Annotated in this window: 19 protein-coding genes; 13 read left to right on the top strand and 6 right to left on the bottom strand. The window is 75.6% G+C overall.

All coding sequences use genetic code 11. The annotated features are described in order from the left end of the window. Positions 1-24: 24 nt before the first annotated feature. A complete protein-coding gene (locus tag ACI79I_RS01345; RefSeq protein WP_456990281.1) occupies positions 25-462 on the top strand; it encodes a MarR family winged helix-turn-helix transcriptional regulator in 438 nt (145 codons plus the stop codon). Here ACI79I_RS01345 and ACI79I_RS01350 read toward each other — a convergent pair. From ACI79I_RS01350 to ACI79I_RS01365, 4 genes are read right to left on the bottom strand one after another with little or no spacing between them, the layout of a single operon-like run. Further along, positions 453-875, bottom strand: a complete 423-nt coding sequence (locus ACI79I_RS01350) for a Fur family transcriptional regulator (RefSeq protein WP_456990283.1) — start codon at positions 873-875, stop codon at positions 453-455. The two genes, ACI79I_RS01345 and ACI79I_RS01350, sit on opposite strands and share 10 nt — an antisense overlap. After that, the gene (locus ACI79I_RS01355) at positions 872-1894 is read right to left on the bottom strand and encodes an iron chelate uptake ABC transporter family permease subunit (protein WP_456990285.1); all 1023 of its coding nucleotides are present in this window, start codon (positions 1892-1894) and stop codon (positions 872-874) included. Before ACI79I_RS01355 ends, ACI79I_RS01350 begins: the two co-directional genes overlap by 4 nt. 1 nt (position 1895) lies before the next feature. Then, the gene (locus ACI79I_RS01360) at positions 1896-2684 is read right to left on the bottom strand and encodes a metal ABC transporter ATP-binding protein (RefSeq protein WP_456990287.1); all 789 of its coding nucleotides are present in this window, start codon (positions 2682-2684) and stop codon (positions 1896-1898) included. Next, positions 2681-3652, bottom strand: coding sequence for a metal ABC transporter substrate-binding protein (locus ACI79I_RS01365; RefSeq protein ID WP_456990289.1), 972 nt, complete (start codon positions 3650-3652; stop codon positions 2681-2683). The genes ACI79I_RS01360 and ACI79I_RS01365 overlap by 4 nt, the downstream gene beginning before the upstream one ends. A 74-nt stretch (positions 3653-3726) precedes the next feature. Between ACI79I_RS01365 and ACI79I_RS01370 the strand changes: the two genes are divergently transcribed. From ACI79I_RS01370 to holA, 10 genes are all read left to right on the top strand, one after another. Further along, the gene (locus tag ACI79I_RS01370) at positions 3727-4983 is read left to right on the top strand and encodes a glutamate-5-semialdehyde dehydrogenase (protein WP_456990291.1); all 1257 of its coding nucleotides are present in this window, start codon (positions 3727-3729) and stop codon (positions 4981-4983) included. A 60-nt stretch (positions 4984-5043) separates the two neighbouring features. Next, on the top strand, positions 5044-5931 hold the full coding sequence (locus ACI79I_RS01375; RefSeq protein ID WP_456990294.1) for an AAA family ATPase: 888 nt from the start codon (positions 5044-5046) through the stop codon (positions 5929-5931). Next, positions 5931-7364: a vWA domain-containing protein gene (locus ACI79I_RS01380; RefSeq protein ID WP_456990296.1), complete on the top strand. Its 1434-nt coding sequence runs from the start codon at positions 5931-5933 to the stop codon at positions 7362-7364. The genes ACI79I_RS01375 and ACI79I_RS01380 overlap by 1 nt, the downstream gene beginning before the upstream one ends. Before the next feature lie 167 nt (positions 7365-7531). Beyond that, complete coding sequence (gene nadD, locus ACI79I_RS01385) at positions 7532-8218, top strand: nicotinate-nucleotide adenylyltransferase (RefSeq protein WP_456990298.1); 687 nt, start codon at positions 7532-7534, stop codon at positions 8216-8218. Further along, positions 8215-8748 carry a ribosome silencing factor gene (rsfS, locus tag ACI79I_RS01390; RefSeq protein WP_456990300.1) on the top strand — a complete coding sequence of 178 codons (534 nt, stop codon included), beginning with the start codon at positions 8215-8217 and terminating at the stop codon, positions 8746-8748. The genes nadD and rsfS overlap by 4 nt, the downstream gene beginning before the upstream one ends. Continuing rightward, positions 8745-9488, top strand: coding sequence for a histidine phosphatase family protein (locus ACI79I_RS01395; protein WP_456990303.1), 744 nt, complete (start codon positions 8745-8747; stop codon positions 9486-9488). The genes rsfS and ACI79I_RS01395 overlap by 4 nt, the downstream gene beginning before the upstream one ends. 71 nt (positions 9489-9559) lie before the next feature. After that, complete coding sequence (locus ACI79I_RS01400) at positions 9560-10456, top strand: DegV family protein (RefSeq protein ID WP_456990305.1); 897 nt, start codon at positions 9560-9562, stop codon at positions 10454-10456. Positions 10457-10593: 137 nt separating this feature from the next. Beyond that, the gene (locus ACI79I_RS01405; RefSeq protein ID WP_456990307.1) at positions 10594-11442 is read left to right on the top strand and encodes a ComEA family DNA-binding protein; all 849 of its coding nucleotides are present in this window, start codon (positions 10594-10596) and stop codon (positions 11440-11442) included. Continuing rightward, positions 11439-14183 carry a ComEC/Rec2 family competence protein gene (locus ACI79I_RS01410; protein WP_456990309.1) on the top strand — a complete coding sequence of 915 codons (2745 nt, stop codon included), beginning with the start codon at positions 11439-11441 and terminating at the stop codon, positions 14181-14183. Before ACI79I_RS01405 ends, ACI79I_RS01410 begins: the two co-directional genes overlap by 4 nt. Further along, positions 14083-14973, top strand: coding sequence for a DNA polymerase III subunit delta (gene holA / locus ACI79I_RS01415; protein ID WP_456990311.1), 891 nt, complete (start codon positions 14083-14085; stop codon positions 14971-14973). Before ACI79I_RS01410 ends, holA begins: the two co-directional genes overlap by 101 nt. Before the next feature lie 160 nt (positions 14974-15133). On the opposite strand, the gene rpsT is transcribed toward holA, so the two are convergent. Further along, complete coding sequence (gene rpsT / locus ACI79I_RS01420; RefSeq protein WP_456909819.1) at positions 15134-15394, bottom strand: 30S ribosomal protein S20; 261 nt, start codon at positions 15392-15394, stop codon at positions 15134-15136. 181 nt (positions 15395-15575) lie between these two features. Here rpsT and lepA point away from each other — a divergent pair, with 181 nt between their 5' ends. Then, positions 15576-17420 (top strand): translation elongation factor 4, encoded by a 1845-nt coding sequence (lepA, locus tag ACI79I_RS01425; RefSeq protein WP_456990312.1) that lies wholly within the window; start codon positions 15576-15578, stop codon positions 17418-17420. Then, positions 17417-18073, top strand: coding sequence for an MOSC domain-containing protein (locus ACI79I_RS01430; RefSeq protein ID WP_456990314.1), 657 nt, complete (start codon positions 17417-17419; stop codon positions 18071-18073). The genes lepA and ACI79I_RS01430 overlap by 4 nt, the downstream gene beginning before the upstream one ends. A 13-nt stretch (positions 18074-18086) precedes the next feature. Here the strand turns inward: ACI79I_RS01430 and ACI79I_RS01435 are convergent, their stop codons facing one another. After that, positions 18087-18497: a VOC family protein gene (locus ACI79I_RS01435; RefSeq protein ID WP_456990316.1), complete on the bottom strand. Its 411-nt coding sequence runs from the start codon at positions 18495-18497 to the stop codon at positions 18087-18089. Positions 18498-18528: the final 31 nt, after the last annotated feature.

Consider the following 18528-nt stretch of genomic DNA (forward strand, 5'->3'; position numbering starts at 1 on the left):
ATCTGACCATCGTCAAGGGGGCTCGTGACCGAGGACCGGCAGAACCTGGGGCTGCTGTGCTTCTACCCGCACCGGGCCATGGAGGCGCGGATCCTCGCGGCCCTCGCCGCGGCCGGCTTCGACGACCTCACCGCGGCGCAGGGCCGGATCGCCGCGCGGATCGGGGTGGGCGGCACCCGCCTCACCGACCTGGCCGAGCAGGCGCTGGTGACCAAGCAGACCGCGGGGCACCTGGTCGACCAGCTGGAACGGGCCGGGTACGTCCGGCGGGTCCCCGACCCGACCGACGCCCGCGCCCGGCTGGTGCAGATGGCCGAGCGGGGCGAGCGGGCGGTGGCGCTGGCCCGGCGGGTGGAGGCCGAGGTCGAGGCGGAGTGGACGGCGCACCTCGGGGAGGAGACGACGAGCCGGCTGCGTGAGGCGCTCACCCGGCTGCGGGAGATCACCGACCCCTATCGCTGACCGGCGCTCGCGCAACTCGAGCAGGTCCCGAAGACCTCCAGCTGGTGCTGCACGTCGGCGAACCCGTGCTCGGCGGCGACGCGCGCCGCCCACCGCTCGACCGGCGGGTCGGCGACCTCGACCGTGCGCCCGCAGGAGCGGCAGACCAGGTGGTGGTGGTGCACCGGGGAGCAGCGCCGGTACGCGGCCTCCCCGTCGCTGCCGCGCAGGACGTCGACCAGTCCGTCGTCGACCAGGGCCTGCAGCGCCCGGTAGACCGTCGCCAGCCCCACCGGGTCGCCGCGCTCGCGCAGCAGGGCGTGCAGGTCCTGGGCGGTGCGGAACCCGTCGAGGTCCTCGAGCAGGGCGAGGACCGCGCTGCGCTGCCGGGTCTGCCGGCGGCCGGGGACCTCGGCCGGGGTCTGCGCGCTCATGCCCGCCGCACCGGGTCGGCCGGGGGCGCGGCGTGCTCCCCGTGCTCGTCGTAGTGCACCCCGGTGCCGGTCCGGTGCGGCGCGTGCAGGTGCCCGTCGTGGTCGTAGTCGACGTGGTCGCCGTGCGGCACGGGCGCGTGCCCGCAGCCCTCGCCGTGCTCGTGGGGGTGGGCGGCGTGCACCTCGGCGCGGCCGCGGTGGCGCCGGCGGGCGGTCGCCTCGCGCAGCGCCACGACCGCGGTGACGACGAGGAACACCGCGATCGCCAGCAGCACGATCGTGCCGCCCGACGGCGTGCCCGTGTAGTACGAGGCGGCGGTCCCCGATACGCTCACCACGAGGCCGATCGCGCAGGCCAGGTAGAGGGTCTGCCGGAAGCTGCGGGCGAGCAACTGGGCCACGGCGCTGGGCACGATCATCAGCGCGCTGATGAGCAGCAGGCCCACCACCCGCATGGAGAGCACCACGGTCGAGGCGACGAGCGCGGCGAGGACGATGTTGAGCGTCAGCACCGGCAGTCCGACCGCCCGCGCGTACTCCTCGTCGTCGCTCACCGCGTAGAGCCGCTGCCCGAGCCCCCAGACGGCGGCCAGGACGACCACGGTGATGACGGCGAAGACCACCACGTCCGCGGTGCTCGTGGTCGTGATCGCGCCGAACAGGTAGGACTCCAGGTTGGTCGCCTGACCCCGGGGTGCCAGCGACAGCAGCACCACGCCGCCGGCGATGCCCCCGTAGAACAGGACGGCGAGGGCGACGTCCCCGCTGGTGCGCCCGCGGGCCCGGACCAGCTCGATGAGCACCGCCCCCAGGACCGCGGCGACCAGCGCCGTCCCGACCGGGGCGGTCGACGTGAGCACCCCGATCGCCACGCCGGTCAGCGCCACGTGGCCCAGCCCGTCGCCGAGCAGCGAGAGCCGGCGCTGCACCAGGAAGACGCCGACCGCGGGCGCGACCAGCCCGACCATCAGCGACGCCAGCAGGGCGCGCTGCATGAACCCGAAGTCGAGGATCTCCACGTCAGCGCCCCCCGTCCGTCGTCACCCGGGGCTGGTCGATGCGGTAACCCGTGGCCGGGGGACCGGCCGGCTCGTCGGCGTGGTGGTGGCCGCCGGTCTGCGGCCCGGCCCCGGTCAGCGGACCGTCGTAGCGGATCCGGCCGTGGTCCACCACGACCGCCCGGGTCAGGACGCCGCTCAGGGGGCCGGTCTCGTGGGTCACGACGACCAGTGTGGTCCCGGCGGCGGACACCCCGGCCAGGACACCGGCCAGGGCCTCCTGGCTGGCGGCGTCCACGCCGGCGGTCGGCTCGTCCATGACCAGCAGCTCCGGCTCGGCCGCCAGCGCGCGGGCGACGAGCACGCGGCGCTGCTGCCCGCCGGAGAGCGAGGCCACCGGGTCCCGGAGCCGGTCGGCGAGCCCGACGGCGGCGACGGCCTCGGCCACCGCGGCACGGTCGGCGGGACGCAGCCGCCGGAAGGCCCCGAGCCGCGCCAGTCGCCCCACCGACACCACCTCGCGCACCGTGGCCGGGACGGCTCCGCTGACGGTGTGCCGCTGGGGCACGTACCCGACCCGGCCGCGCTCGCGCAGCCGGCCGACCGGGGCGCCGAGCACCTCCACCTCGCCGCCCAGGACGCCGGCCAGGCCGAGCACGCCGCGGGCCAGCGTCGTCTTGCCCGACCCGTTGGAGCCCAGGACGGCGACCGCCTCGCCGGGCCCGACGGCGAGGTCGACGTCCTGGACGATGGCCACGTCGCCGTAGCCGATGCTGGCGCCGCGCAGCCGGATGGCCGGGGAGTCGGTCATGAGCAGGACTGGCCCTCCTGCAGCGTCGACAGGTTGGCGCGCATCACCGACAGGTAGTCCGCCCCCGCCGACTCGTCGCTCAGCCCCTCGAGCGGGTCGAGGACGGCCGTCTGCACCCCGGCCTCGGCGGCGACGGTGTCGGCCACCGCCGGGTCGACCAGGGTCTCGGTGTAGACGGTGGTGACGCCGCGCTCGCGCACCAGCGTGGAGATCTCCGCGAGCTGGGCCGGGCTCGGCTCCTGGGACGGGCTCAGCCCGCTGATGCCGACCACCTCCAGACCGTAGCGGTCGGCGAGGTAGCCGAACGCGTCGTGGCTGGTGACCAGGGTGTCCACCTGGCAGTTCGCCAGCCCGGCGGTCATCTCGCCGTCGAGTGCCTCGAGGTCGGCGCGCAGGGCCGCGGCGTTCTGCTCGTAGGTGGCCGCGCCGTCGGGGTCGACCTCGGCGAGGCGGTCGGCCAGGGCGTCCCCGACGGCGGCCAGCCGCGTGGGGTCGAGCCAGAAGTGCGGGTCGACGGCCTCCCCGCCCTCCTCCGCGTGCTCGCCCTCCTCCGCGTGCTCCTCGGCCTCGCCCTCGTGGGAGTGCTCCTCGGCGGTGCGCGACAGGTCCGCGGCCGAGCCGGCGTCCCAGGAGTGGTCGGCGGCCTCGGAGTCGGCGGCCTCGTCCAGCGCCGGCTGGAAGCCCGAGAGGTGGACGACGAGGTCGGACTCGGCGACCGCCGCGACGTCCTGCGGCGTGAGCTCGAGGTCGTGCGGCTCGGCGCCCGGCTGGGTGAGCGAGGAGACGTCGACGCGGTCGCCGCCGACCCGCTCGGTGGCCCACTGCAACGGGTAGAAGCCCGCCACCACGGTGAGGGCGCCCTGGCCCTCCGCGGCGTCGCCGGCCGCGTCGTCGCCGCACCCGGCCAGCAGCAGGGTGGCGGCCGCAGCCGCCGCGGTCACGACCGTGCGCGTCGTCGTCACGTTCATGAGAATCATTCTCGCATATGTCGGGGCGGGTCTGAGCGGCCGGGCGGTGGTGCTGCCCGCGTACCCTCGCGGGCGTGTCCGACGTCTCCGACCTGCCGCTGATCGGGGCCGCGGCGCTGCGTGCCCGCGCCGCCGCCCGGGTGCTGCGCACCCTGCCCACCAACACCAAGGACGCCGCGCTGCTGGCCATGGCCGACGCGCTGGTCGAGCGCGCCGACGAGGTGCTGGCCGCCAACGCCGCGGACGTCGACGCGGCCGCGGCCGACGGCACGCCCTCGGCGATCCTCGACCGGCTCCGGCTCGACGCCGGCCGCATCGCCGGGGTCGCCGACGCGCTGCGCCAGCTGGTGGCGCTGCCCGACCCGGTCGGCGACGTCGTCCGCGGCTCGACGCTGCCCAACGGGCTGCAGCTGCGCCAGGTGCGGGTACCCCTCGGCGTGGTCGGCATCGTCTACGAGGCCCGCCCCAACGTGACCGTGGACGCCGCGGGTCTGTGCCTCAAGAGCGGCAACGCGGCGCTGCTGCGCGGCTCGGCCTCGGCGTTCCGCACCAACACCGCGCTGGTCGCCGTCCTCACCGAGGCGGGGTCGAAGGCGGGCCTGCCCGAGGGGTCGGTCGAGCTGCTGCCCGCGGACCGTGCCTCGGTGGGCGAGCTGCTGGGCGCCCGCGGCCTGGTGGACGTGGTCATCCCGCGCGGCGGGGCGTCGCTGATCCAGCGGGTGGTGCGTGAGGCGCGGGTGCCGGTGATCGAGACCGGTGAGGGCAACTGCCACGTCTACGTCGACGCGTCGGCCGACCCGGCGATGGCCGAGGCGATCGTGCTCAACGCCAAGACCCACCGGGTGAGCGTCTGCAACTCCGCGGAGACGCTGCTGGTCCACCGCGACGTCCCGTTCCTGCCGCGGCTGCTGTCCGCGCTGGCCGACGCCGGGGTGACCCTGCACGGGGACGCCGCCGCGCAGGCCGCCCACGACGCCGTCCGCCCGGCGACCGACGAGGACTGGGCCACCGAGTACCTGTCGATGGACATGGCCGTCCGCGTCGTCGACGACCTGCCCGCCGCGCTGGACCACATCGAGCGGTGGGGGAGCGGGCACAGCGAGGCGATCGTGGCCGACTCCGCCCGCGCGATCGCCGAGTTCACCGCCGGGGTGGACGCGGCCGCGGTGCTGGTCAACGCCTCCACGCGGTTCACCGACGGCGGGGAGTTCGGCTTCGGCGCGGAGATCGGCATCTCGACGCAGAAGCTGCACGCCCGCGGGCCGCTGGGCCTGCCCGAGCTGACCTCGACCACCTACGTCGTGACGGGCAACGGCCACACCCGCCGCTGACCGCCGCCCTCGCCGGACACCCGGCTGACCTCCGCCTGACATCCGCCTGACAGGAGCCGCATGGCGCGCCCGCCGTCGCAGTCCGCGCAGTTCTCCTCGGTCGCCGACGTCGGTAAGCGGCTGGCCACGGCCGGCTACCTGCCCGACGCGCAGATCGCGACGACGGTCTTCCTGGCCGACCGACTGGGCAAGCCGCTCCTGGTGGAGGGGCCGGCCGGCACGGGGAAGACCGAGCTGGCCAAGGCGCTGGCCACGGCGACGGGCTCGGAGCTGATCCGGCTGCAGTGCTACGAGGGCCTGGACGAGGCGCGGGCGCTGTACGAGTGGAACTACAAGAAGCAGCTGCTGCGGATCCAGGCGGCGCAGGGCTCCGACGGCGCCGACTGGGGCACCGTCCACGACGACATCTTCGGCGAGGAGTTCCTGCTCTCCCGGCCGCTGCTCACCGCCATCCGCCGCACCGAGCCGACGGTGCTGCTCGTCGACGAGACCGACAAGGCCGACGTCGAGGTGGAGGGCCTGCTGCTGGAGGTGCTCAGCGACTTCCAGGTCACCATCCCCGAGCTCGGCACGGTGACCGCGGTGCGCCGGCCGATGGTGGTGCTGACCTCCAACGCCACCCGCGAGCTGTCCGAGGCGCTCAAGCGGCGCTGCCTCTACCTCGCCCTGGACTACCCGTCGGCCGAGCGGGAGCGCGAGATCGTGCTCTCCCGCGTGCCCGACCTCGCGCCGGGGCTGGCCGAGCAGCTGGTGCGCACCATCCGGGCGCTGCGGGCCCTGGAGCTGAAGAAGTCCCCGTCGATCTCGGAGACCCTCGACTGGGCGCAGACCCTGCTCGAGCTCGGCCTGGACACCCTCGACGAGTCGGCGGTGCGGTCGACCCTGGGCGTCGTGCTCAAGCACGCCAGCGACCAGGAGCGGGCCGCGGCCGAGCTGCGGCTGAACTGATGGCGACCCCGGTGGCGTCGTCCCCGGCCGAGCCCGGCGGGCTGGCCGGGCACCTGGACGGCTTCGTCCGGGCCGTGCGGGAGGCCGGCATCCCGGTCGGGATCAGCCAGGCCGTCGACGCCGCCGAGATCCTCACCGTGGTCGACCTGCTCGACCGCGAGCAGCTGCGGCACGGCCTGGCCGCGGTGCTGCTGCAGCGGGCGGCGCAGCGGCCGGCCTACGACGTGCTGTTCGACCTGTGGTGGCCGCTGGGCGACCGTCCGGCGGTCCCCGACGACGCCGCGGGGGACGGGGACGCGGGGGAGGCCCCGGAGTCGACCCTCGACCTGCCCGACGGCGTCGACCTCGCCGGGCTGCTGCGCGACCGGCTGGCGCAGCTGCTGCTCGACGGCGACGAGGAGGCGCTGCGCCGGTTCGCCCGCGAGGCCGTCGACCGGCTGGGTCGGGCCACGCCCTCGCCGTCCGGGCAGTCGTTCTTCGGCTACCGGGTGATGCGCGCCCTGTCACCGGACACCCTGGTCGCGCAGCTGCTGGCCGGCCTGCTGGGGGACGGCGAGCGCGGGGGGCTGGCCGAGCAGGTGGCCCGGCAGACCGTCCGCGAGCGGCTGGCGGCGTTCCGGGCGGCGGTGGAGGCCGAGGTCCGGCGGCGGACGGCGGCCGAACGCGGCCGGGACAGGGTCGCGAAGAACGCGGTGCGCCCGCTGGCCGACCAGGTGGAGTTCCTGCGCGCCCAGTCCGCCGACCTCGCCGAGCTGCGCCGGACCGTGGCACCGCTGGCCCGGCGCCTCGCGGTCCGACTGTCGGCCCGCCGCCGGCACGGGCGGGAGGGCCGGCTGGACTTCCGCAAGACGGTGCGGGCGTCGCTGGGGACCGGGGGCGTGCCGGTGGTGACCCACCACCGGCCGCGCAGGGTGCACAAGCCCGAGCTGGTGGTGCTGTGCGACGTCAGCGGCTCGGTGGCTGGGTTCAGCCACTTCACGCTGATGCTCACCCAGGCGCTGCGCGAGCACTTCACCGGGGCGCGGGCGTTCGCGTTCGTGGACTCGACCGACGAGGTCACCCGGTTCTTCCGCCCCGGCGCGGACGTGGCCGACGCGGTCGCGCGCATCGGTCGCGAGGCCGACGTCGTGGGCTTCGACGGGCACAGCGACTACGGCACCGCGTTCGAGGTGTTCGCCGATCGCTGGCCCGGCGTCGTGGGCCCGAAGACCTCGCTGCTCGTGCTGGGCGACGGTCGCACCAACCACCGACCGCCGGGACTGCCGGTGCTGGCCGACCTCGTCCGGCGGTCCCGCTCCGCGCACTGGCTCAACCCCGAGCCGCGCCGGCTGTGGGGCAGCGGCGACTCGGCGGCCGACCGGTACGGCGAGGTCATCGACATGGTCGAGTGCCGCACCGCCGCCCAGCTGGCCGACTTCGTCACCACGCTCTGAGCCGGTGGGGACCGGGTTCGTCCGGCGCCGGCCGCGGGTCCCGTGCTCCCGTCCGGCGCCGGTCCTCCTCCGCCGCTCCTCGGCGGCCCGGATAGGCTCGATCGGTGGCAGGTCGGCGGGTCGGGGTGATGGGTGGGACGTTCGATCCCATCCACCATGGGCACCTCGTGGCGGCGAGCGAGGTCGCCGTCCTCTTCGGGCTGGACGAGGTCGTCTTCGTGCCGACCGGTCAGCCCTGGCAGAAGAGCGACCGCGACGTGGCCCCGGCGGAGGACCGCTACCTCATGACGGTCATCGCCACTGCCTCCAACCCCCGGTTCTCGGTGAGCCGCGTCGACATCGACCGCGGCGGGCCGACGTACACGATCGACACCCTCAGCGACCTCCAGCGGCAGCGCCCCGACGACGAGCTGTTCTTCATCACCGGGGCCGACGCGCTCTCCCAGATCCTGAGCTGGCGCGACAGCGACCGGTGCTTCCAGCTGGCGCACTTCATCGGCGTGACCCGGCCCGGCTTCGACCTGGGTGCGGCGCACCTGCCCGAGGGCGCGGTGAGCCTGGTCGAGGTGCCGGCACTGGCGATCAGCTCCAGCGACTGCCGCGAGCGGGTGGGCCGCGGCATGCCGGTCTGGTACCTCGTCCCCGACGGCGTGGTGCAGTACATCGAGAAGCGGCAGCTCTACCACTCGCGGGTCGCCCCCCGTCCCGTGGTGCGTGAGGACGTCGCCCGCGGTGACGGCCCGGGCGCCCCGCCGGCCGACCGCCCCAGCTACGACCGGCCGCCGGCTCCCACCGGCCCCGGCGGACAGCCTCCCGAACCACCGTCCCCCCATCTCCAGGAGGTACCCCGATGACCGCCTCGCCCGAGGCGCGGGAGACCGCACTGCTGGCGGCGCAGGCCGCCGCCGACAAGCTGGCCACCGACGTCTCGATCGTGGACGTCAGCGACCGGCTGGCGATCACCGACGCCTTCGTGCTGGCATCGGCGCCGAACGAGCGCCAGGTGCAGGCGATCGTCGACGAGGTCGAGGAGCGGCTGCGGCAGCACGGCGTCAAGCCGGTGCGCCGGGAGGGCGTCGCCGAGGCCCGGTGGGTGCTGCTGGATTTCATCGACGTCGTCGTGCACGTCCAGCACGCCGAGGAGCGCGCCTACTACGCCCTCGAGCGGCTGTGGAAGGACTGCCCGACCATCCCGTTCGCCGACCGGGTCGCGCCGACCGACGGCCAGGCCGCCACCGACGCCGACACCCCGCTCCCGGCGAGCCGGCAGACGCTGTCGGCCGACGACGTCGACCCGATGAGCGCCGATCCCACCCCCCTCCCACCCGAGCCCGCCGAGGACGACGCCGACCCGGGGGTGTCCTCGGAGGCGACCGGCCGGTGACCGACGCCGCCCTGCGGCTGCCCGTGCCCCGGTTGGTCGTCTGGCGGCACGGGCGCACGGAGTGGAACGTCATCGGGCGGTTCCAGGGCCAACAGGACCCCCCGCTGGACGCGGAGGGCCGCCGGCAGGCCGTCGAGGCGGCCGCCCACCTGACCGTGACCGGGGCGCTCCCCGAGGGGACCGTCGTCGTCGCCAGTGACCTGAGCCGGGCCGCCGAGACCGCCGCGTCGCTCGCCACCGTCCTCGGGGTGCCGCTCCGGCTGGACCCCCGGCTGCGCGAGGTCGGCATCGGGTCGTGGGAGGGGCTCACGCGCGAGGAGGTCGCCGAGCGCCACCCCGAGCAGTACGCCGACTGGCTGGCCGGCCGGCCGGTGCGCGGGCGCGGCGGCGAGGACCCGGCGGACGTGCCGCGGCGGGCGCTCGCCGCGCTCCGCGACCTGCCGGAGGCACCGGCGGCGGTGGTGGTGACCCACGGCGGCACCGCCGCGCGGCTGCTGGAGGCCCTGCTGGAGCTGGGGCCGGAGCACCGCCGGGTGTTCGGCCCCCTGGGCAACTGCGCCTGGAGCGAGCTGGCGGTGCAGCGCGACCGCTGGCGGCTGCTGCGGCACAACACCTCGGCGCCACAGGTGCCCTCCGAGCCGCGCCCTCCGGTCCCAGCCGGAGCCGGCCCCCTGGCGGCCGGGGCCAGCCCCGAGGAGGGGGCCGCCGCGCCGGCACAGGACGCCGACGCCGTCCTGTGACCGGGCGTCGCCGGGAGCCCGCCGTGACCGGCCGCCGCCGGTCGGCGCGCACGGGCGGCTAGCCTCGCCGCGTGTCCGTCGCCGTGGTCACCGACTCCACGGCCTACCTGCCACCGCGGTTGGTCGAGCAGTACTCGGTCGAGGTCGTCCCGCTCTACGTCGTCATGGCCGGCCACTCCGGCCAGGAGGGGGCGGAGATCGGTCCGGCGGACGTCGCCCGTGCCCTCGGCGTCCGCGGGCAGACCGTCTCCACCTCGCGGCCGACGCCGGGGGACTTCGTCAGCGCCTACCGCCGGCGGCTGGCCGAGGGCGCCGACCGGATCGTCTCGATCCACCTGTCGGCGGAGCTGTCGGGCACCGTCGACGCGGCGCGCCTGGCCGCCGCGCAGGTCGGCGAGCACATCGTCACGGTGGTGGACTCGCGTTCGGCGGCCATGGGCAGCGGGTTCGCCGTCGTCGCCGCCGCCCGGGCGGCCGCGGCCGGAGCGGACGCAGCGACCGTCGTGGCCAGGGCGCGGGAGACGGCCGCCGCGACCCGGACGCTCTTCGTCGTCGACACCCTCGAGCACCTGCGCCGCGGAGGCCGGATCGGGGCCGCGGCCTCGATGATCGGCACCGCCCTGGCGGTCAAGCCGGTGCTGCACGTCGCGGAGGGACGGGTGGTCCCCCTGGAGAAGGTCCGGACCTCCGCCCGGGCGCTGTCGCGGCTGGTCCAGCGCGGCGTTGAGGCCGCCGACAGCGGGCCGGTGTCGGTCGCCGTCCACCACCTGGCCGCACCGGAGCGGGCCGAGCGCCTCGCTGCCGAGCTCGAGGACCGGCTCCCGGGGCTGCGCGAGCTCTACGTCAGCGAGCTCGGGGCGGCGATCGGTGCGCACGTCGGGCCCGGGGCCGTGGGGCTGGTCGTGGCGCCGGCGTCGGTGCCGCTGCTCCAGCAGACCGTCGAGGACGGCGAGCAGCCGGCGGACTGAGGAACCCAGCGGAGGCACCCGGGCAGCCTGCACCCGCGCCGCCGGACCACTGGTCCCGTCGTCCACAGGCGGGGGTCGTGTCCACAGTCGTCCCGGGACCGCCTCGACCGCGCACCGACCTGCCTAGCGTCCGGCCGGTGCGCCTCCCTCCTCGCCGCAGCGACGACGCCGATCTCATCCGCGCTCGCCTGCGTGTCCTCCTCGCCGAGGGCGGGCGCGCGCGGGGCTGGGTCCCCGACGACGACCTCGACCCGACGGACGATCCGGAGCCGGTGGAGCCGGCCCTCGGACCGGGGACGCACGACGAGGGATCGCCGTCGGGGCTGCCGGGCGGCATCGGCCGGCACCGCGTGCCCGGCCCGGCGGTGCGCCTGGCCCCGGCGCGGCGTGGGGCGTGGGCGCTGTGGCTCGCCGGGCTGCTCGCCGCGCTGGCGGTGGCAGCTGGGACCTGGTTCGACCGCCCCCACGTGGAGCCGGCACCCGAACCGTCCACCCCGGCGGTGCCGTCCCCGTCGTCGGCCGCGGCACCGGCGACCCCGTCGGTCGGGGTGGCGGCCGACGCGGCGACGACCGTCGTGGTCTCCGTGGTCGGCCTCGTCCACCGGCCCGGCCTGGTCACCCTGCCCACGGGAGCGCGCGTCGCCGACGCGGTCGCGGCCGCCGGCGGCCTCCTGCCGGAGGCCGATCCCGCCTCGGTCAACCTCGCCGCGGTGGTGTCCGACGGGCAGCAGGTCGCGGTGGGCGTGCCGGGAGCCGCTCCGGCCGGCCCGGCTCCCGGAGGGTCCACCGGGAGCGGCCCCGTGGACCTCAACACGGCCACCGTCGCCGACCTCGACGCCCTCCCCGGCATCGGGCCGGTCCTGGCCCAGCGGATCGTCGACCACCGGGAGGGGCAGGGCCGCTTCACCAGTGTCGAACAGCTCGACGACGTCCCCGGGATCGGCCCGGCCATCTACGCCGAGCTCGCCGAGCTGGTGACCGTGTGAGCGGCTCCTCCGGGCGGTGGGCGTGGGTCGACCTGCGGCTGGCACCGGTCGCCGCGGCCACCTGGGCCACCACGCTCCTCGCTCCGCTGACGGGTCCCGCCGGCCTGGTCGGAGCGGCACTGGTCGCCGTGGCCTCCGCGCTCCTGGCCGTGCGGTGGCGCAACTCGGCGTGGGCGGTCGTGCTCCTCGGCGTGCTCGCGGCCGTGGCGGTCACGGCGACCACGGCGGCCGTCCGTGCCGCCGCGCGGGAGGCGTCGCCGCTCGCGACGGTCGCTGAGGCGCGGCGGACCGTGGTGGTCGACCTCGTCCTGGCCGGCGACCCCCGTCCGGTGCGCGGCGTCGGGCCGGCTCGTGTGGTGGTCGAGGGCACTGTCACCCGTTTCGACGACGGCGGCTCCACGGTCGGTCTGGACGACGACGTCGTCCTGTTCGGGCCCGCGGAGGACTGGCTCGGGATGCTGCCGGGACAGCCCGTGCGGCTGCGGGCCACCGTGTCACCGGCCGATCCCACGGACGGACTGGTGGCCCGGCTGTCGGCACGCGGGCCACCGGCCGTCCTCGGGGAGCCGCCCTGGGCCCAGCGGGCCGCGGGGGCGCTGCGCGACGGCCTGGCCGACGCCGCCGTCCGCGTCCTGGGCCCGCGGCCGGGCGGGCTGCTGCCGGGCCTGGTCGTCGGCGACACCCGCGCCATGGACCCGGTGCTCGTGGAGGACTTCCAGCGGGCCGGGCTCGCCCACCTCACCGCGGTCTCCGGCGCGAACGTGGCCATCGTGCTCACCGGGGTCCTCGCCCCGCTGCGCCGCCGGGCGGTGGACCGGCGGGTCCAGGCCCTCGTGGCCGCCGCGGCGCTGGTCGGGTTCGTGCTGCTGGCCCGGCCGAGCGCGAGCGTGCTCCGGGCCGCGGCGATGGGCGCGGTCACCCTCCTCGCGCTGGCCAGCGGCCGGTCGCGGGCGGCCCTCCCCGCACTCCTCGGCGCCGTCGTCGTGCTTCTGCTGGTGGAGCCCGACCTGGCCCGCGACGCCGGCTTCGCGCTGTCGTTCGCGGCGACGGCGGCCATCGTCCTGCTCGCGCGGAACTGGTCACGACGGCTCCGCGGCCGGGGCTGGCCGCGGTCGGTGGCCGACGCGGTGGCCGTGGCGGCGGCCGCCGGACTGGCCACCGCGCCGCTCGTCGCCGCGCTGTCCGGGCTGGTCAGCCCGGTCTCCCTGCCGGCCAACCTCCTCGCCGCGCCCGCGGTCCCCGCGGCCACCGTGCTGGGCCTGCTCGCGGCACTGGCGACGGTCGTGGTCCCGCCGCTGGGGGACGCGCTGGTCTGGCTGGCCGGGTGGCCGGTCCGCTGGCTGGTGCTCGTGGCCGAGCGGGCTGCGGCCCTGCCGGACGGCGCCCTCGGCTGGCCGGTCGGCACCACGGGTGCCGTGCTCCTGACGCTGCTGTTGCTCGGCGCGGCCTGGCTGCTGTGGCGCTTCCCCCGGTGGCGGCCCCTGGCGCTGGCGGCCCTGGTCGGCGTGGTGGTGCTGGGCTGGCCGGTCCGCCAGATGACCCGGGGATGGCCGCCGGACGGCACGGTCGTGGTCGCCTGCGACGTCGGGCAGGGCGACGCCCTGGTGGTGCCCACCGGACCGGGGGAGGGGGTGCTGGTCGACGCGGGTCCGGACGTGGGGCCGGTCGACCGCTGCCTCGACCGGCTGGGCATCGACCGCCTGCCGCTGGTCCTGGTCACCCACCTGGACGCCGACCACGTCGGCGGCCTCGCCGGCGCGCTGTCGGGCCGGTCGGTCGGCGTCGTCGCCACCGGGACGCTGTCCCCGGCCGACGACCGCGCCGGCCGGCTCGCCGACGCGGTCCTGGACGCCGGGGCTCAGCGGGCCGTGCTCGTCCCGGGGGAGCGCCGCACCGTGGGGGAGGCGGTCATCGAGGTGCTCGCCCCGCCGCCGGAGCTGGCCACGGCGGCGGCCGAGCCCAACGACCTCTCCCTCGTCGTGCGGGTCACCCAGCACGGCGTGCGCGTCCTGCTCACCGGCGACCTCGGCGGCGAGGCGCAGGCGCGCATCGTCGCCCGCGGCGTGGACCTGGGCGCGGACGTGCTGAAGGTGCCCCACCACGGCAGTGCCGACGCCGACCGCGGCTTCCTCGCCGCGACCGGCGCCCGCGTGGCCCTGGTGTCGGCGGGGTCCGACAACCCCTACGGGCACCCGACCGGGCGGATGCTGTCGTGGCTGACCCAGGACGGGATGCGGGTGCACCGCACCGACCGGGAGGGGGACCTGGCCGTCGCGGGGGACGCCGACGCGTGGGGGGTGGCGGCCCGCGGACGGGAGCCGGCGGGTTCCGCGGCCGGTCCGGCCGACGGCGCCGACGCGGTCAGCACGGCAGCCGACCCGGCCGACGGCCCCGACGGCCCCGACGTCACCGGCGCGGCCGGCCCGGACGGCACCGGCGGCGCCCACGCGGTCGACACGGTGGGCGCGGCCCACCGCGCGGCCCGGGCGGCACCGGCCGCGGCTCGGCGGGAGCATCACCCCCGCGTGACACCATGCCGGTGTGGCTGCCGCACCTCCCGCGCCGACCTCCCGCCTGCGTGCCGTGGTGGGGGAGGAGGAGCTGCTCCGCTCCCGCGCGATCTCCGCCGTCCGGGCCGCGGTGCTCGAGCGCCACCCCGAGGCCGAGACGCACGAGCTCCCCGCCGCTGGTCTGCCGGTGGGGCAGCTGGCCGACGTCCTCGCGCCCTCGCTGTTCGGTGAGCACCGCCTCGTGGTGGTGACCGGGGTCCACGAGGCGGCCGGAGCGCTCGTCGACGCCCTGGTCGGCTACGCCAAGGACCCCGACCCCGACCTGACCCTCGTGGTCGTGCACCACGGCGGCAAGCGCAACGAGGCGCTGCTCAAGGCCTTCACCGCTGCCGGTGCCGCGGTCGACGACTGCCCGAAGGTCAGCTCGGTCGGGGACCGCATCGCGTTCGTGCGCAACGAGGTCCGGTCCGCCGGCGGGCGGATCACCCCCGACGCGGCCAGTGCCCTGGTCGAGGCGATCGGCGCCGACCTCCGCCAGCTGTCCTCGGCCGCCGGCCAGCTCGTCTCCGACTTCGGCGGCACCGTCGACGCCGACGCCGTCGCCCGGTTCCACCGCGGGCAGGCCGAGGTCACCGGTTTCACCGTCGCGGAGCGCGTGCTCGTCGGCGACCGGCAGGGGTCGCTGGAGATGCTGCGCTGGGCGCTGCAGCGCGGGGTCGCCCACGTCCTCATCGCCGACGCCATCGCCGATGGCGTCCGCACCGCGGCGCGGGTCACCTCACTGCGCAGCACCAACCCCGGCGAGCTGGCCCGCACGCTGAAGATGCCGCCGTGGAAGGTGAAGAAGGCCCAGGCGCAGGCACGCGGTTGGAGCATCGAGGGCCTGCAGCAGGCGGTCGGCGTCGCGGCGGAGCTGAACGCCGACGTCAAGGGCGCTGCCGCCAGCGCGGACTACGCGCTCGAGCGGGCCGTGCGGCGGATCGTGACCATCCGCCGGGAGACCGGCCGGGGTCGCGTCTGACGCCGCCCCACGGCAGCAGGCGACGGACGCCGGCCCGGCTCCGGCGCGGTCGACCCCGGTGACCAGACGCCGGGACGAGGCCCGGAGACGCGAAGAGCCCCCGTCCCCGAGCGGGGGAGGGGGCTCGTGCACGTCCGCGCCGGAGGCGCGGCGCGCCGGCTCAGAGGCCGGCGACCTGCTTGGCCAGACCCGACTTGCGGTTGGCGGCCTGGTTCTTGTGGATGATGCCCTTGCTGGCTGCCTTGTCGAGCGCCTTGCTGGCGGTCTTGAGGGCCTCCTGCGCGGCCGCGGCGTCCCCGGACGCAGCGGCGGTCCGGACGCGCCGGACGGCCGTCTTCAGGGCGGACTTGACGGCAACGTTGCGCTGACGCGCCTTCTCGTTGGTCTTGATCCGCTTCATCTGGGACTTGATGTTCGCCACGCGTGAGCCTCGGGTGTCTCTCGGGAGGGAGTACTTCTGACAGTGCGTCCGGACGGCAGGCGTCGGCGGACCGGTCTGCCAAGATACCAGCGACGGGCGTACGACCCCAACCCGCGGGTAGACCGGCAGGGACCGGCCGTTCGCTGGACGACGCACCGAGCCGTGGGACGATGGGGGCACTGTGACGACTCCCGCCTACACCGACCCGGCCCGCATCCGGAACTTCTGCATCATCGCCCACATCGACCACGGCAAGTCGACGCTGGCCGACCGGATGCTCGAGGTGACCGGGATCATCGAAGCGCGGCAGATGCGTGCGCAGTACCTCGACCGGATGGACATCGAGCGCGAGCGCGGCATCACCATCAAGGCGCAGAACGTGCGCCTGCCGTGGACGCCGACCACCGGCGAGCACGCGGGGGCCGAGTTCGTGCTCGACATGATCGACACCCCCGGCCACGTCGACTTCACCTACGAGGTGTCCCGGTCGCTGGCCGCCTGCGAGGGCGCGGTCCTCCTGGTCGACGCGGCGCAGGGCATCGAGGCGCAGACCCTGGCCAACCTCTACCTGGCCATGGAGAACGACCTCACGATCATCCCGGTCCTCAACAAGATCGACCTGCCGGCCGCCCAGCCGGAGAAGTACGCCGCGGAGCTGGCCCACATCATCGGCTGCGACCCCGACGAGGTGCTGCGCGTCAGCGGCAAGACCGGCGAGGGCGTGCCCGAGCTGCTCGACGCGATCGTGGCCCAGATCCCCGCACCGACCGGCGACGCCGATGGCCCCGCCCGCGCCATGATCTTCGACTCGGTCTACGACATCTACCGCGGCGTCATCACCTACGTCCGCGTCGTGGACGGGCGGATCGCCGCCCGCGACCGGATCAAGATGATGTCGACCGGCGCGACGCACGAGCTGCTCGAGATCGGCGTGATCTCCCCGGAGCCCAAGCCGGTCGAGAGCCTCGGCGTCGGCGAGGTGGGCTACTTCATCACCGGGGTGAAGGACGTCCGCCAGTCCCGCGTGGGCGACACCGTCACCCTCCAGCACAAGCCGGCCACCGAGTCGATCGGCGGCTACCGCGACCCCAAGCCGATGGTCTACTCCGGCCTCTACCCGATCGACGGCAGCGAGTACCCGCTGCTGCGCGAGGCGCTGGACAAGCTGCTGCTCAACGACGCCGCGCTGACCTACGAGCCGGAGACCTCCGCGGCCCTGGGCTTCGGTTTCCGCGTCGGCTTCCTCGGCCTGCTGCACCTGGAGATCGTCCGGGAGCGACTGGAGCGCGAGGCCGGGATCAGCCTCATCTCCACCGCGCCCAACGTCGTCTACCGGGTGGTGATGGAGGACGGCTCGGAGATCACCGTCACCAACCCCAGCGACTGGCCCGAGGGCAAGATCGACAAGGTGTTCGAGCCGGTCGTGAGCGCCACCATCATCGCGCCCAGCGACTACACCGGCGCCATCATGGAGCTCTGCCAGGGCCGCCGCGGGCAGCTCGGTGGCATGGACTACCTGTCCGAGTCGCGGGTCGAGCTCCGCTACACCCTGCCGCTCGGCGAGATCATCTTCGACTTCTTCGACGCGCTGAAGTCCCGCACCCGCGGGTACGCGAGCCTGGACTACGCCGAGGCCGGTGAGCAGGAGTCCGCGCTGGTGAAGGTCGACATCCTGTTGCAGGGCGAGGCCGTCGACGCGTTCAGCGCGATCGTGCACAAGGACAAGGCCTACAGCTACGGCGTGATGATGGCCGGCAAGCTGCGCGAGCTCATCCCGCGCCAGCAGTTCGAGGTGCCGATCCAGGCCGCCGTCGGCTCACGGGTCATCGCGCGGGAGACCGTCCGCGCCATCCGCAAGGACGTCCTCGCCAAGTGCTACGGCGGCGACATCACCCGCAAGCGCAAGCTGCTGGAGAAGCAGAAGGAGGGCAAGAAGCGGATGAAGATGGTGGGCCGCGTCGAGGTCCCCCAGGAGGCGTTCGTCGCCGCGCTGTCCACCAACGAGTCCACCGCCAGCAAGAAGTGACGCCCCGCGTCGAAGCGGTCTGCGTCTCCGGTCCCGACCTGCTGTCGCTGCCCGATCGGCGGCCCAACCGCAGCGGGATCGACAAGCGGCCGGTGCCCGGCCGGGTCGCCGTCGGACGGCTCGGCCTGGACGGCGACGTCCAGGTCAACCGGCGCTACCACGGCGGTGAGGGGCAGGCGGTCTACGCCTACGCCCAGGAGGACGCCGACTGGTGGTCCGCCGAGCTCGGGCGCGACCTGCCGCCCGGCCGCTTCGGCGAGAACCTCCGGACGACGGGGCTGGACCTCACCGGTGCGCTGCTGGGGGAGCGGTGGCGGGTCGGGACGGCGCTGCTGGAGGTGACCGACGGCCGGATCCCCTGCGCCAACTTCGAGCGGTTCTGGGGAGTGCCGCACCTGGTCAAGCGGTTCACCGCCCACGGCGCGAGCGGGGCCTACCTGCGGGTGCTGGAGACGGGGGAGATCGGCGCCGGCGACCCCGTCGACGTCGTCCACCGCCCCGACCACGGGGTCACCGTGGGGCTGGCCTTCCGCGCCTACACGACGCAGAAGCACCGGCTCCCCGACCTGCTCCCCGCGGTGCGGTACCTGCCCGAGCGCACCCGCGACAGGATCGCCGCCAAGATCGCCGCACGGACCGGCGCGGGGGTCTGACCGCGCCGGGCCCTCAGTGCATCCACGGCGCGAAGGACAGCCCGACGACCAACCCCTCCGGGGACTGCAGCCGGGCGACCGTCTGCCCCCACGGCTCCGTTCGCGCCCCGTGGAGGAGCCGGTGGCCGGCGGCCTCCAGCTCCGCCGCGCCACGGGCCACCGCGGCCTCGTCCGGCAGCTCGAACTCGATGCTCGCCTGCGGGACCGGGTGGTCGGCCGGCCAGTCGGGTGCGCCGAAGCAGGCCACTGCGGCCTCGGCGAGCGGCCAGACGCCGAAGTGCCTGCTGCCGTCGATCCGCTCGCTGGCGAAGTACTCGCCGTCGAGTCGCTCGAGGGGCAAGCCCAGCGCGTCCACGTAGAGCCGACGGCTCTCCACCGGGTCGGGCGCGATGACGCTCGTGCTGGCGACGAAGAGGATCTCCACGGCGGCACCCTCCCACCCGCGGGTGACACGG

Source organism: Geodermatophilus sp. SYSU D01105, from assembly GCF_054050095.1.

Coding starts and splice junctions, on each gene's coding strand:
- ACI79I_RS01350 (WP_456990283.1), bottom strand. CDS start 875: ATGAGCGCGCAGACCCCGGCCGAGGTCCCCGGCCGCCGGCAGACCCGG.
- ACI79I_RS01360 (WP_456990287.1), bottom strand. CDS start 2,684: ATGACCGACTCCCCGGCCATCCGGCTGCGCGGCGCCAGCATCGGCTAC.
- ACI79I_RS01365 (WP_456990289.1), bottom strand. CDS start 3,652: ATGAACGTGACGACGACGCGCACGGTCGTGACCGCGGCGGCTGCGGCC.
- ACI79I_RS01375 (WP_456990294.1), top strand. CDS start 5,044: ATGGCGCGCCCGCCGTCGCAGTCCGCGCAGTTCTCCTCGGTCGCCGAC.
- ACI79I_RS01380 (WP_456990296.1), top strand. CDS start 5,931: ATGGCGACCCCGGTGGCGTCGTCCCCGGCCGAGCCCGGCGGGCTGGCC.
- rsfS (WP_456990300.1), top strand. CDS start 8,215: ATGACCGCCTCGCCCGAGGCGCGGGAGACCGCACTGCTGGCGGCGCAG.